Source organism: Microbacterium sp. (assembly GCF_031178525.1).
GTDB lineage: Bacteria > Actinomycetota > Actinomycetes > Actinomycetales > Microbacteriaceae > Microbacterium.
The window spans coordinates 1-12858 of the sequence record NZ_JAPSJA010000053.1; the positions used below are offsets into that span (position 1 = coordinate 1).

Here is a 12858-nt window from a genome sequence, read left to right on the forward strand (position 1 = left end):
GAGTTCCTCAGCGAGGCGACGGTCAAGACGCACATCAGTCGCATCCTCACCAAGCTCGCGCTGCGCGACCGTGTGCAGCTCGTCGTGTTCGCGTTCGAGCACGGCCTCGCCTGAGCCGAGCGGCGCCCGCCACCGCCGCGCCTGAGCCGGCAGCGCCGCGTCAGCCGACCGCCGCGCCCGACCCGAGCGGCGGCTTCACACCGATCGCAGCGACTCGAGCACGGCGGCGATCGCGGGAGACGGCGCCATGGAGCGCCGGTGGAGCGCGATGATCTCGCGCGTCGGCTCGGGGTCGCGCACGGCGACGGCGGACAGGTCGCCGCCGAGCGCCGCCCGGCCGAGCCGCGGCACGAGCGCGATGCCCAGCCCCGCGCGGGCGAGCGCGAGGTGGCTGTCGAACTCCATGGCGACATGCGCGATCCGCGGTCGCCGTCCGGTGCCGTCGTACATCCGCCCGAGCCACTGTCGGCAGATCGAGCCCTCGGGTGTGGCGATCCAGCCTTCGTCGACGAGATCCCGCGGCGTCACGCTCGCGCGACCGGCGAGCGGATGATCCCGATGCACGATGACGTCGGCCACGTCGTGCGCGACGGTGGTGGCGACGACGTGGTCGGGGATCTCGATCGGCACGTCGCCCCACGTGTGGACGATGCCGATGTCGGACTGCCCGGATGCGACGAGATCGACCGTGTCCCACGGCTCGCGCTCGGTCAGCGCGAGCGTGAGATCCGGATGCGCCTCGCGCAGCCCGCGGGCGCGCGGTCCGACGAGCCCGCGCATGGCGGTGGAGAACGCCGCGAGCCGCACGGTGCCGGCGACCGTGCCCGCGCGCCGGCGCAGACCGGCCTGCACGTGCTCGATGTCGGCGAGCAGCCGCTCGCCCTCATCCACGAGGTATCGGCCATGGTCGGTCAGCATCACGCCGCGCCCCACGCGCTCCAGGAGGGGCACGCCGGTCTGCCGCTCGAGCCGCTTGATCTGCTGCGACACGGCGCTCGGCGTGAACCCCAGCGCGTCGGCGGCGGAGCTCACGGTGCCGGCCGTGGCCACGGCGCGCAGCGCCGCGAGGGCGTCGAGATCGATCATGCAGCGACGCTACCGAATCATGTGCAGGAACATTCGCTGGTGCTGCATGTTCCCGGCCGCGACGCTGGGAGCATGTCTCGTCGCGATGCCCTCCTCGCCGCCCTCGTCGCCGTGATCTGGGGCCTGAACTTCGTCGCGATCGACCTCGGGATGGGCGACGTGCCGCCGCTGCTGTTCCTCGCGGCGCGGTTCGCGGCCGTCGTGCTGATCGCGATCTGGTTCGTGCCCCGCCCGCGGGTGGCATGGGGCAAGGTCGCGGGCGTCGGAGCGTTCATGGCGCTCGGCCAGTTCGGCTTCCTGTACGCGAGTATGGCCGCCGGGATGCCGGCGGGGCTCGCATCGCTCGTCCTGCAGGCCCAGGTCGTGCTGACGATCGTGATCGCGGCCGGCGTGCTGCGCGAGCGGCCGACGCCCGCCCAGGTCGCCGGCGTCGCGCTCGGGTGCGTCGGGCTCGCGATCGTGGGCGCGGGGCGCGGCGGGCACGTGCCGCTCGCCGCGCTCGCCCTGTGCCTGGCGGCGGCCCTGTCGTGGGCCGTGGGCAACGTGATCGCGCGTGCGGCGAAGGCGCAGGGCGGCCTCGCCATGACGGTCTGGTCGGGGCTCGTGGTGCCGGTGCCGGCGCTCGCGCTGGCGCTGCTGATCGACGGACCGGATGCCGTCGCGCGCGGGATCGCGGCGTTCGGCTGGGAGGCGGGGCTGTCGACCGCGTACACGGTGGTCGCCGCGACGCTGGTCGGCTACGGGATCTACAACGGCCTGCTCGCGCGCAACCCGGCGTCGTCCGTCGCGCCGTGGATCCTGCTCGTGCCCGTGGTGGGGATGCTGTCCGCGTGGATCGTGCTGGGGGAGACCCCGAACGCCGCGGAGCTCGGCGGCGGCACGCTGCTCGTGGCCGGGGTGGTCGTCGCGAGCCTCGGCGCGCGCCGCGGAGCAGGACGACGTCCGCGCGACCACTCGCTGACCGCGAACGCCGATGCCGCCCCCACCTCGCGGTGAGAGCGGCATCGGATCCGAGGGACTACTTCTTCAGATCGAAGCGGTCGTTCTCCATGACCTTGACCCAGGCGGCGACGAAGTCCTTCACGAACTTCTCCTTGGCGTCGTCCGCGGCGTAGACCTCGGCCAGCGCGCGCAGCTCGCTGTTGGCGCCGAAGACCAGGTCGACGCGCGAGGCCTCCAGGCCCGTGTTCGACGTGAAGGTCTGGCGGTCGTCGGACGGCGTCCACTGGATGCCGAGCTCGAGCAGGTTCACGAAGTAGTCGTTCGTGAGCACGCCCGGCTTGTCGGTGAAGACGCCGAGGTTCGAGCCGTCCCAGTTGTTGCCCAGCACGCGCAGGCCGCCGACCAGCACGGTCGCCTGCGGCGCCGAGACGCCGAGGTGGTTCGCGCGGTCGAGGAACAGGTACTCGCTCGGCAGCTTCAGGTAGCCGCTGTCGTAGTTGCGGAAGCCATCGGCGACCGGCTCCAGCCAGGCGAACTGCTCGACGTCGGTCTGCTCCTGCGTCGCGTCGACGCGACCCGGCGTGAACGGCACCTGCACCTCGACACCCGCGGCCTTGGCCGCCTGCTCGATGCCCACGCCACCGGCGAGCACCACGACGTCCGCGAACGACAGGCCCGACTCTGCCGCGACCGTCTCGAGGTGGGCGATCACGGGCTTCAGCTGCTCCGGCCGGTTCACGCTCCAGCTCACCTGCGGCTCGAGGCGGATGCGTCCGCCGTTCGCGCCGCCGCGCTTGTCGGACGAGCGGAACGTCGCCGCCGCCTTCCACGCGGTCGACACCAGCTGCGGCACCGTGAGGCCGGAACCGGCGATGAGCTGCTTCGCCTTGGCGATCGCGGCCTCGTCGGTCGCGGCGCTCGGGGCGGGCAGCGGGTCCTGCCAGATGAGATCCTCGGCCGGGACCTCGGGGCCGAGGTAGCGGGCCTTGGGGCCCATGTCGCGGTGGGTCAGCTTGAACCAGGCGCGGGCGAACGCGTCGCTGAACGCGGCCTGGTCGTCCTTGAAGCGGCGCGAGATCGCGTCGTATGACGGGTCGAAGCGCAGGGCCAGGTCGCTCGTGAGCATGCGCGGCTCGCGCTTGTCGTCGGAGTGCGACATCGGCACCATGTCGGCGCCCGCGCCGTCCTTCGGCCGCCACTGGTGGGCGCCGGCCGGCGACTCCATGAGCTCCCACTCGTACGCATACAGGATGTGGAAGAACTCGTTGTCCCAGCGCGTCGGGTGGTACGTCCAGGTGACCTCGAGGCCCGACGTGACGGTGTCCTCGCCGTTGCCGGTGCCGTAGCCGTTCTTCCAGCCGAAGCCCTGCTCCTCGAGCGGCGCGGCCTCCGGATCGGGGCCGAGCAGGTCGTCCTTGTGGGCGCCGTGCGTCTTGCCGAACGTGTGGCCGCCGGCGATCAGCGCGACGGTCTCCTCGTCGTTCATGCCCATGCGGCGGAACGTCTCTCGGATGTCGCGCGCCGAGGCGAGCGGGTCGGGGTTGCCGTTCGGGCCCTCGGGGTTGACGTAGATCAGACCCATCTGCACCGCGGCGAGCGGCGCCTCGAGCTCACGGTCACCCGTGTAGCGCTCGTCGTCGAGCCAGACCTTCTCAGGGCCCCAGTACACGTCGTCGTCGGCCTCCCACACGTCGGGGCGGCCACCGGCGAAGCCGAAGGTCGGGAAGCCCATGGTCTCGAGCGCGACGTTGCCGGCGAGGATCATCAGGTCGGCCCACGAGATCTTCTGGCCGTACTTCTTCTTCACGGGCCACAGCAGGCGACGCGCCTTGTCGAGGTTGCCGTTGTCGGGCCACGAGTTCAGCGGGGCGAAGCGCTGCTGGCCCGCGCCGCCGCCACCGCGGCCGTCGTGCGAGCGGTAGGTGCCGGCCGCGTGCCACGCCATGCGGATCATGAACGGCCCGTAGTGGCCGAAGTCCGCCGGCCACCAGTCCTTCGACTCGGTCATCACGGCCGCCAGGTCGGCCTTCACCGCGGCGAGGTCGAGGCTGTTGAACGCGGCGGTGTAGTCGAAGTCCTCACCCAGCGGGTTGGCGACCGCGGGGTTCTTCGCGAGGATCTTCAGGTTCAGCTTGTTCGGCCACCACTCGGTGTTCGCCGACCCCATCGTGGGGTGGACGCGCTTGCCGGGGACGTCCTGGACGGACGGCCCGGTGCCGGGCAGGGCGGGTTCGCTGTCGACGGCTGCGGGCTGCGGGGAGCCGGCAGGGCTGTCGTACCCGAAGGGGCAGGAGCCGGTGCTCTCGGTCATGTTCGCCTTTCGTGCGGGAAGGGGATCGGGAGGGGGGAATCAGGAGCCGGCCGGCTGCGCGGCGGCCTGGCAGTCGGGGCACAGGCCCCAGAAGATGAGCTCGGCCTCGTCGATCGCGAAGCCGCGCGGATCGGCCGGCATCATGCAGGGCGCCGCGCCGTGCTGGCAGGCGACGTCGACGATCAGGTCGCACGAGCGACACACGAGATGGTGGTGGTTGTCGCCCACGCGCGACTCGTAGCGCGCCACGAGGCCGTGCGGCTGGATGCGCCGGACGAGCCCCGCCTCGGTCAGGGCGTGCAGCGAGTCGTACACGGCCTGGTGCGAGACGGCGGGCAGCTGCTCGCGCACGGCCCGGATCACCGTGTCGGTGTCGGCGTGCGCGTGACGGTGCACGGCCTCGAGCGTGGCGACGCGCGGGCTCGTCACGCGCAGCGCCGCGGCGCGCAGCGCCTGCTCGGCGTGCGACGCGCTGGCCTCATGGTGGGAGGTCACGGAGATCCGATCGGTTCAAAGACTTGAATGATTCAAACCTAGTCAGGCGGGTCCGTCTTCGTCCAACCGGCCGCTTCGTCGGCGCGTCGCGCGGTGATCCGGATCATCCTTGCGATGTACGCGGATGCGTCGCGCGGGCGATGAGGGCGACCCGTCCCGATCCGTAGCGTCGGTGGCATGGAGATCACGACCACCGACATGGGCCTCGCCGCCCGCGTCCAGAACCTCACCAAGACGTACGGATCAGGCGACGGCGCCGTGCGCGCGCTCGACGACGTCACGGTCGGCATCCGCCGCGGCCAGTTCACCGCGATCATGGGCCCGAGCGGCTCGGGCAAGTCGACCCTGATGCACATCATGGCCGGCCTCGACGCCCCCACCGCGGGCCGCGCCTGGATCGGCGACACCGACATCACGGGTCTGCGCGACACCGAGCTGACGCTGCTGCGCCGCCGCCGTGTGGGCTTCGTGTTCCAGGCGTTCAACCTGGTGCCGACCCTCGACGTGCGCGGCAACATCCTGCTCCCCTTCGACCTCGACGGCCGCACGCCCGACGCGCGCGAGCGTGCGCGCATCGACGGCCTCGTCGACTCACTCGGCCTGGGCTCGCGGCTCGCGCACCGCCCGCACGAGCTCAGCGGCGGTCAGCAGCAGCGCGTCGCGATCGCCCGGGCACTCGCCACGGCGCCCGACCTCGTGTTCGCCGACGAGCCGACGGGCAACCTCGACTCCCGAACCGGCCGCGAGGTGCTCGCCCTGCTGGCGGCCGCCAGCCGCGACCACGGCCAGTCGATCGCGATGGTCACGCACGACCCGATCGCCGCGAGTCACGCGGACCGCGTGCTGTTCCTCGCCGACGGCCGGATCGCCGCCGACAAGCCCCGCCAGACCGCCGAGCAGATCTCGGCCCACATGCTCGCGGCGGACGCGCCCGCGACCTCCGCGGCGGTGACGGCATGACGCGCCAGGTCGTCGACGAGCGCGAGCGCGCGACCGCCGCGACCGCGCCGCGCTCGGCGCTCGCCACCACCGTCCCGGACACGTCCGGCACCGCCCCGTGGATCTCACGCCTGGCGTTCCTGCGCGAACGCGGCATGGGCGCGTCGATCCTCGTCGCGGCTCTCTCCAGCGCGTTCGGCGTGCTGCTGCTCAGCGCCACCGGGTTCATCGGCGCGCTGATCGCGGCCGACCCCTACATGGGCGACTCGGCTCTCGCGCTGGCCGTCATCTCGATCCTCGGCGGCATCCTGCTGCTGCTCGCGCTGTACGTCGCCGCGATCGTGACGGCGAACACGTTCTCGACCATCGTCGCCGGTCGCACGCGCCGGATCGCGCTGATGCGGCTCATCGGCGCGACCTCGCGCTCGCAGCGGGCCGAGGTCGCGACGCAGGGCCTCGTCGTCGGCGCGATCGGCGCCGCGATCGGCCTCATCGTCGGCATCGGGATCGCCGCGGCCGGCATCGCGCTCGGACGTCGCTTCGTCGGCGACGTGCCGTACGACGTCGCGCAGGCATCGCTGCTGGTCCCCGCCGCCATCGTCGTGCTCACGACGTGGGCCGCGGCGTGGGCGGGTTCCCGCCGCGTCCTGACCGTCACGCCGCTGCAGGCGATCGGCGGATCCGTCGAGCGTCAGCACGACGAGTTCGCCCGCCCCGCGCGCAGCGTGACGTCGCTGATCCTGATCGGTCTGGGCGCCGCCCTGCTCGGCCTCGGCGTCATGATCGGCATGGCGAACCCGCTCGGCGTGCTGCCCGCGTTCGTCGGCGGGCTGCTGTCCTTCACCGGTCTCGTGATCGGATCCACGGCGATCATGCCGCCGCTGCTGCGGATCACCGGCCGGATGTTCGGCGGATCCGCCGTCGCGCGCCTCGCGGCGGAGAACGCGCTGCGCTACCCCGAGCGGTCGAGCCGCATGGGCATCGGCGTGGTCGTCGGCGTCACGCTCGTGACCATGTTCGCGGTCGCGGCGGAGACGGCGCAGCAGCTGATGATCACGAGCGCCGAGCAGTCGGGGTATCCGCAGGAGCGCATGGCCGTGCTCGACAACTTCGCGCTCGTGATGATGGTGCTCGTCGGGGTGTCCGCCGTGATCGCGGCCGTCGGCCTCGTCAACCTGCTCACGATCGGCGTCGTGCAGCGCCGCCGCGAGCTCGGCCTGCTGCGGGCGCTCGGTCTGTCGAACGTGCAGATCCGGCGCATGGTGCTGCTCGAGGCCACCCACATCACGCTCACGTCGGTGGTGTTCGGCCTCGCGCTCGGCATCGCGTACGGCTGGGCCGGTGCGCAGTCGGTGCTGGGCGCCGTCCCGCTGCAGATGGGCCTGTCCGCCTTCATCGTCACGCCGGCGATCCCGTGGCTGACGATCGGGGCCGTGGTCGCCGCGGCCGCCGTGCTCACGCTCGTCGCCGCCGTGGCCCCCACCCGTCTGGCCACCCGCGTGGTGCCGGTCGAGGCGCTCGCGGACTGAGCGCCTCCCTGCGCGCCGGGCCTGTCGGGGGCTCGGCGCGCAGTGGTCTCTAGATCCCCCGCACCATCCGCAGCTCGTGCAGCTCGACACCGCCGTGGCGCTCGACCTTGGTGGCGCCGTCCAGGCGGAAGCCGATCTTCTCGTAGAAGCGGATGGCGCGGGCGTTCCCGTCCAGCACCCACAGGAAGGCGGGCAGGTCGCCGATCGCGGCGTCCGCGAGCAGCGCGCCGGCAGCCGATCCGTGCCGCCGCGGGTGCACGTACAGCGCCCACAGCTCGAGCGGCCACGGCGGGTCCTCCCCGCGCGCGGGCCCCGAGGAGCTGAAGCCGATCAGCTCGTCGCCCTCCAGCGCCACCCAGGTCCGCCCCGTGGCCTTGGGGTTCTCGAGCGTCGTGCGCCAGCGCGCGGCGCGCGCCATGATGTCGAGCGAGTCCAGCACCGCCTGCGGGATCAGCTCGGCGTACGCGAGCTGCCACGTCCGCACGTGCACCTCGCTGAGCAGGTCCGCGTCGTCCGGCACGGCCCGCCGGATCCGGATGGGTCGCGCCTCCGGGGCGGTTGTGGGAGCCGCCGGCGCGTCGAAGCCCTCGGCGGGCGCGGCCTCAGTCATCCGCCGAGGCCCCCTCGCTCGACGCCGGGTCGAACGCCCACGACGGCGCCAGCCGGCGCAGGCGCGCGGAGCGCCACTGCCACAGAGCCCACAGCGGCGCCCACAGCACGGGAGCGGAGAGCCCGCGGATCACCAGCCGCTCGCGCCACAGGGTGCGGGTGGGATCGCCCGGCATCGGCGACACGGCCATCTGGTGATCCCACACGTCCAGGGTCGCGAGCGGGCCGGTGAGCGGGATGCCGCAGTCGCGCAGGATGCGCACGTCCCCGTGCGCGTCGACGCGGTACCGGTCGTGCACCGACATCAGGTGGGCGCCCAGCCCCAGGCCGAACGAGCTGTACCGCACGGGCGCATCCGCGCCGTCCTCCCAGCGCAGCGGCATCCCGCCGGTGGCCATGGAGTCGACGTGCAGCAGCGGTCCGTACAGCTCCGACATCACGGCCGGCGAATGCAGCGCGCGCCATGCGGCGTCGGCGTCGACCTCGAGCTCGAACTTCTGCAGGATCCGCATGCCGCCACTATTGCATCGGATGACGCGGCCCCGCGCGGGACGGGTCGGGTGTCGTCCTACGCTGAACGGGTGAGCTCCGCGTTCGATCAGTCCACCTACCAGGTCCGCCTCGAATGGGGCGTCGAGGGGCTGCGCCGCCTCGCGCCGGCCGACGTGTACGTCGTCGCCGACGTCATCCGGTTCTCGTCGAACGTCGCCGCGGAGGTGGCGCAGGGCGGCTCCGTCCCTGTCGCCGACTCCCCGTGCCCGAACGGCGGCGCGATCTCGCGCGCGCTCGCCGAGGCTCCCGGACAGCCGCTGATCCTGGCGGGCGCGCTGCGCAACGCGTCCGCGGTCGCGCGCGCGATCAAGGCCGAGCAGGAGCGGCGCCAGCAGCGCACCAGCATCGCGATCATCGCGGGCGGCGAGCGCACGCCCGACGGCGACATCCGCTTCGCGGTCGAGGACCACCTCGGCGCGGGGGCGATCATCGACGCCCTCACGCCGCTCGGCATCGACCACTCCTCGCCCGAGGCGGTGGCCGCCGCCGAGGCGTTCAACGCGCTGCGCCGGGCCGTCAAGCACCTGCTCACGTCGAGCGGATCGGGCCGTGAGCTGGAGGGCGACCCCGGGCGCCTCGCGCAGGTGCACGCCGCCGCGAAGGTCGATGACCTCGACGTCGTCCCCGTGCTGCGCGAGGGCGTGTTCGTGCGGCTCTGACGCGCCCTCGGCCGGCCCCGCCCGCCGGCCCGCCCGTCGCCACGCCCTGGTGCGGCGAGTGCATGAGCCGAACCGCGCGAGCGTGCTCGCGCCGCTCCTTTCCGCGATCCGACGCCGGCGGCTGAGCGAAGAGCCGGAAGAAGCAAGGGGACCGACGCCCCGGACGGTGGCGTCGGTCCCCTCGCGTCGGATCGGTCAGCGTCGCCCGGCGCTGGTCGGGATCGTGGCCGAGATCGGCGACGGGCCCTGGCCGTCCTCCGGAAGCTGCGGCAGCTCGGATGCGTGTCCGTCGCCGGTCATCGTGCGCTCGTCGAACGGCAGGTCGCCGCGCAGCACGTCCAGCGCGCGATCACGGTCGAACTCCTTCGTCCAGGCCCCGATCACCACGGCGGCCACCGCGTTGCCCGTGAAGTTCGTCAGAGCGCGGGCCTCGGACATGAAGCGGTCGATGCCGGTGATCATGCCGATGCCGTCGACGAGATCCGGGCGGTACGTCTGCAGGCCACCCGCCAGCGTCGCGAGCCCCGCACCCGTGACGCCCGCGGCGCCCTTCGAGGCGATGATCATGAACACGAGCAGGCCGATCTGCTCGGGGATCGTCAGCGGCGTCCCCATCACGGTCGCGATGAACAGCGAAGCCATCGTGAGGTAGATCGCGGTGCCGTCGAGGTTGAACGAGTAGCCGGTCGGCACCGTGATGCCCGCGACCGGCTTGGAGACGCCGACGTGCTCCATCTTCGCGATCAGGCGGGGCAGCGCCGACTCGCTCGAGGACGTGCTGACGATCAGCAGGTACTCGCGTCCCAGGTACTTCATGAGCGAGAAAATGTTGATCCGCGCGGCGAACCACAGCACGGCCGCCAGCACGACGCCGATAAACAGGATGCACGTGACGTAGAAGCCGATCATCAGCGTCGCGAGCGACACGACCGCGCCCCAGCCGGTCTCGCCGACGACGCCAGCGATGGCGCCGAACGCGCCGATGGGGGCGACCCACAGCACCATCGTCAGCACGCGGAACACGACCGTCTGCACGGCACGCACGCCGTCCAGGATGGGCTCGCCGCGCGATCCGAGCTGCTGGATCGCGAAGCCGACGAGCAGCGCGACGAACAGCACCTGCAGGACCGAGTCGCCGACGAGCGGCGAGAACAGCGTGGTCGGGATGATCCCCAGGATGAAGTCGGTCGTGGTCTCCGCCTCGCCCTCCACCTCGTAGCCCGAGTTCGGGATCCGCAGGCCCTCACCCGGGTGCAGGAGGTTGCCGACCACGAGGCCGATCACGAGCGCGAACGTCGACATCACGAGGAAGTAGCCGAGCGCCAGTCCGCCGACCTTGCCGACCGTTGCGGCCTTGGCGATGGATCCGATCCCGAGCACGATGGTGCAGAAGATCACCGGCGCGATCATCATCTTGATCAGCGCGACGAAGCCCTTGCCGATCCAGGCGAGCGAGGCGCCGAACTCGGGCGCCGCGAGTCCCACGATGATGCCCGCGATCACCGCGATGATCACCGCGATGTAGAGCCAGTGCTGCTTGTCGAGGCCGCGCGTGCGCGCGGGCTTTCCGGGTGCGTATGGCGTCGTCGCCATGAAGGTCTCCTTTGGCCGGGGCGCCCGCTCGCGTCTCGAGGGAGGCGGAGCGCACAGCGCCGTCGATGTGCGTCACGATCCTGTCCGCGCCGCCGGGGCCGCCGGCACTTGCGTGCATAGTGTTCTCTCCGCGGGGTGACTCGTCGGCGCCGCCGCCCGCGACAATGGAGGGCATGCGACGCGAGGAAGCGCCTCGGGCGGCCGCGGATGCCCGCACAGCGGGCGACGCGCGCCCCATCCGGGAGCGCCGGCGCAGCATCGCGCGGCGGTTCCTCGTGGAGCTGGGTCTCGTGCTGTTCGCGGGCGTGGCAGTCGTCTTCGTGGGCCTCGCGTGGGACGCGCACATGTCGGCGCATGACCGTGCGGCCGAGGTCAGCACGGATCTCGCCACGACGCTCGCGATCGATCCGACGGTCGTGCAGGCCGTCGCGCGGGCGCACGAAGAGGCGGCCTCGGATCGTGACGGCTCCGTCGCGCGCGCCTCCGCCCTCCTCCAGCCGTACGTCGAGGGCATCCTGCGGGCGACGGACGTCGACTACGTCACGATCATGGACACGGATCGCACGCGCTACACGCATGCGGATCCCGAGCGGATCGGAGGCGCGTTCCTCGGAACGATCGCGCCGGCGCTCGCGGGCGGGACGTTCACGGAGGTGTACGAGGGCACGCTCGGGCCGTCCATGCGCGCCGTGACGCCCGTCCGGGTGAGCGGCGAGGTCGTCGGCCTCGTCTCGGCGGGCGTGACACTGCAGAGCGTGACCGCGTCGATCATGACCCGGCTGCAGATCGTGGGGGCGTTCACGGCGGTCGTGCTGGGCCTCGGCGCGCTCGCCGCGTTCGGGCTGTTCCGCCGCCTCGATCGGGTCACCGACGGGCGCGACGCCGACGAGCTCGCGCGCCTGTTCGCGGCGCACGAGGCCGTGCTGCACTCGCTCGAGGAGGGCCTGCTGCTCATCGAGCAGCGTCCCGACGGGCCGCGCCGCGTCGTGCTCGCGAACGATCAGGCCGTGCGCATGCTCGGGATCGACCGTCCGGCGCCGTTCGCGGTGGACGAGCCGTGGCTCCCCGAGCAGGTGCGGGCGCTGCTCGCCTCCGACGACCTCGTCGGCGTCGAGCGGATCAACGGGCGCGACCTCCTGCTCGCGCGCGAGGACACCGAGTCGACCGGGGGAGGGCTGACCGGCCGGCGGGCGCTCATCCTAACCCTGCGCGATCGCACGGAGCTGCGGCGGATCACGGGCGAGCTGTCGAGCGTGCACACGATCTCCGACGCCCTGCGGGCGCAGGCCCACGAGTTCGACAACCGGCTGCACACGATCGCGACGCTGATCGAGCTGGGGCGCGCGGACGAGGCGCTGAAGTTCGCGGCGTCCGAGCGCGACCTCGGGCAGCGCCTGGCCGATCGCGTGCTGCACGCGGTGGATGAGCCCGTGATCGCCGCGCTCATGCTCGGCAAGGCCGCGCAGGCGCACGAGCGGGCGGTCGAGATGCACTTCGAGACGCATCTCGCGCCGGGGACGCAGGGACTGCAGCCGGCCGATGTCGTGACGATCCTCGGCAACCTGATCGACAACGCGACAGACGCGGCGGCCGCCCGCGCGGCTCGCACCGGCGATACGGACGCGTGGGTGGAGGTGTACCTGGCGTCGACCGACGACGGATCGCTGGTGTTCCAGGTCACCGACTCGGGCGACGGGATCCCGCCGGAGGACCGCGAGCGCGTGTTCCGCCGCGGATTCTCGACGAAGGGCGCCGGGTCGCAGGCGCACGGCTACGGGCTCACGCTCGTCCGCCAGGTGGTCGAGGGCCTGGGCGGCACGGTCGAGGTGTCGGAGGCACCCGGCGGCGGCGCGGTGTTCACGGCGATCCTGCCGGCGCCGGTGGAGGTCGCGGGATGATCCGGGCGCTGGTGGTCGAGGACGATCCGCGCACGGCGGTCGCGCACGCCGAGTACCTGCGCCGCGTCGACGGGTTCGAGGTCGTCGGCGTGGCGCACACCGCGAGCGCCGCGCGCCGTGAGCTGCGCGACGCGGTCGCGCGCGGCGAGCGGATCCACCTGCTGCTGCTCGACCTGAACCTCCCCGACGGCCACGGGCTCGACCTGTGTCGCGAGCTGCGCGCATCCGGACTCGCGGTCGACGTG

General features: G+C 72.5%; 13 protein-coding genes. 7 read left to right on the forward strand and 6 right to left on the reverse strand.

Annotation, left to right across the window (positions count from 1 at the left end; translation table 11 throughout):
* The coding region (locus RIF89_RS05515) for a LuxR C-terminal-related transcriptional regulator (RefSeq protein WP_309068150.1) at nt 1–114 on the forward strand (114 nt) is incomplete at its 5' end.
* Between the two features lie 81 nt (nt 115–195).
* On the opposite strand, the gene RIF89_RS05520 is transcribed toward RIF89_RS05515, so the two are convergent.
* On the reverse strand, nt 196–1086 hold the full coding sequence (locus RIF89_RS05520) for a LysR family transcriptional regulator (protein ID WP_309068139.1): 891 nt from the start codon (nt 1084–1086) through the stop codon (nt 196–198).
* A 72-nt stretch (nt 1087–1158) separates the two neighbouring features.
* On the opposite strand from RIF89_RS05520, the gene RIF89_RS05525 reads away from it, so the two are divergent.
* The gene (locus tag RIF89_RS05525; RefSeq protein WP_309068140.1) at nt 1159–2082 is read left to right on the forward strand and encodes an EamA family transporter; all 924 of its coding nucleotides are present in this window, start codon (nt 1159–1161) and stop codon (nt 2080–2082) included.
* Between the two features lie 22 nt (nt 2083–2104).
* On the opposite strand, the gene katG is transcribed toward RIF89_RS05525, so the two are convergent.
* Together katG and RIF89_RS05535 are read right to left on the reverse strand one after the other, a co-directional pair.
* Nucleotides 2105–4339 carry a catalase/peroxidase HPI gene (gene katG, locus RIF89_RS05530; RefSeq protein WP_375294435.1) on the reverse strand — a complete coding sequence of 745 codons (2235 nt, stop codon included), beginning with the start codon at nt 4337–4339 and terminating at the stop codon, nt 2105–2107.
* A gap of 39 nt (nt 4340–4378) precedes the next feature.
* Nucleotides 4379–4834 (reverse strand): Fur family transcriptional regulator, encoded by a 456-nt coding sequence (locus tag RIF89_RS05535; RefSeq protein WP_309068141.1) that lies wholly within the window; start codon nt 4832–4834, stop codon nt 4379–4381.
* 177 nt (nt 4835–5011) lie between these two features.
* Between RIF89_RS05535 and RIF89_RS05540 the strand changes: the two genes are divergently transcribed.
* Nucleotides 5012–5794, forward strand: coding sequence for an ABC transporter ATP-binding protein (locus RIF89_RS05540; RefSeq protein ID WP_309068142.1), 783 nt, complete (start codon nt 5012–5014; stop codon nt 5792–5794).
* Nucleotides 5791–7302 carry an ABC transporter permease gene (locus RIF89_RS05545; RefSeq protein ID WP_309068143.1) on the forward strand — a complete coding sequence of 504 codons (1512 nt, stop codon included), beginning with the start codon at nt 5791–5793 and terminating at the stop codon, nt 7300–7302. The genes RIF89_RS05540 and RIF89_RS05545 overlap by 4 nt, the downstream gene beginning before the upstream one ends.
* A gap of 49 nt (nt 7303–7351) precedes the next feature.
* Here the strand turns inward: RIF89_RS05545 and RIF89_RS05550 are convergent, their stop codons facing one another.
* Nucleotides 7352–7912 carry a GNAT family N-acetyltransferase gene (locus RIF89_RS05550; protein ID WP_309068144.1) on the reverse strand — a complete coding sequence of 187 codons (561 nt, stop codon included), beginning with the start codon at nt 7910–7912 and terminating at the stop codon, nt 7352–7354.
* Nucleotides 7905–8423 carry a hypothetical protein gene (locus RIF89_RS05555; RefSeq protein WP_309068145.1) on the reverse strand — a complete coding sequence of 173 codons (519 nt, stop codon included), beginning with the start codon at nt 8421–8423 and terminating at the stop codon, nt 7905–7907. Before RIF89_RS05555 ends, RIF89_RS05550 begins: the two co-directional genes overlap by 8 nt.
* Before the next feature lie 69 nt (nt 8424–8492).
* On the opposite strand from RIF89_RS05555, the gene RIF89_RS05560 reads away from it, so the two are divergent.
* Nucleotides 8493–9122, forward strand: coding sequence for a 2-phosphosulfolactate phosphatase (locus tag RIF89_RS05560; RefSeq protein ID WP_309068146.1), 630 nt, complete (start codon nt 8493–8495; stop codon nt 9120–9122).
* Between the two features lie 195 nt (nt 9123–9317).
* Here the strand turns inward: RIF89_RS05560 and RIF89_RS05565 are convergent, their stop codons facing one another.
* The gene (locus RIF89_RS05565; protein WP_309068147.1) at nt 9318–10715 is read right to left on the reverse strand and encodes a cation:dicarboxylate symporter family transporter; all 1398 of its coding nucleotides are present in this window, start codon (nt 10713–10715) and stop codon (nt 9318–9320) included.
* 173 nt (nt 10716–10888) lie between these two features.
* Here RIF89_RS05565 and RIF89_RS05570 point away from each other — a divergent pair, with 173 nt between their 5' ends.
* The gene (locus RIF89_RS05570; protein ID WP_309068148.1) at nt 10889–12613 is read left to right on the forward strand and encodes a sensor histidine kinase; all 1725 of its coding nucleotides are present in this window, start codon (nt 10889–10891) and stop codon (nt 12611–12613) included.
* On the forward strand, nt 12610–12858 hold a 249-nt coding region (locus RIF89_RS05575; protein WP_309068149.1), incomplete at its 3' end, for a response regulator. The genes RIF89_RS05570 and RIF89_RS05575, both read left to right, overlap by 4 nt.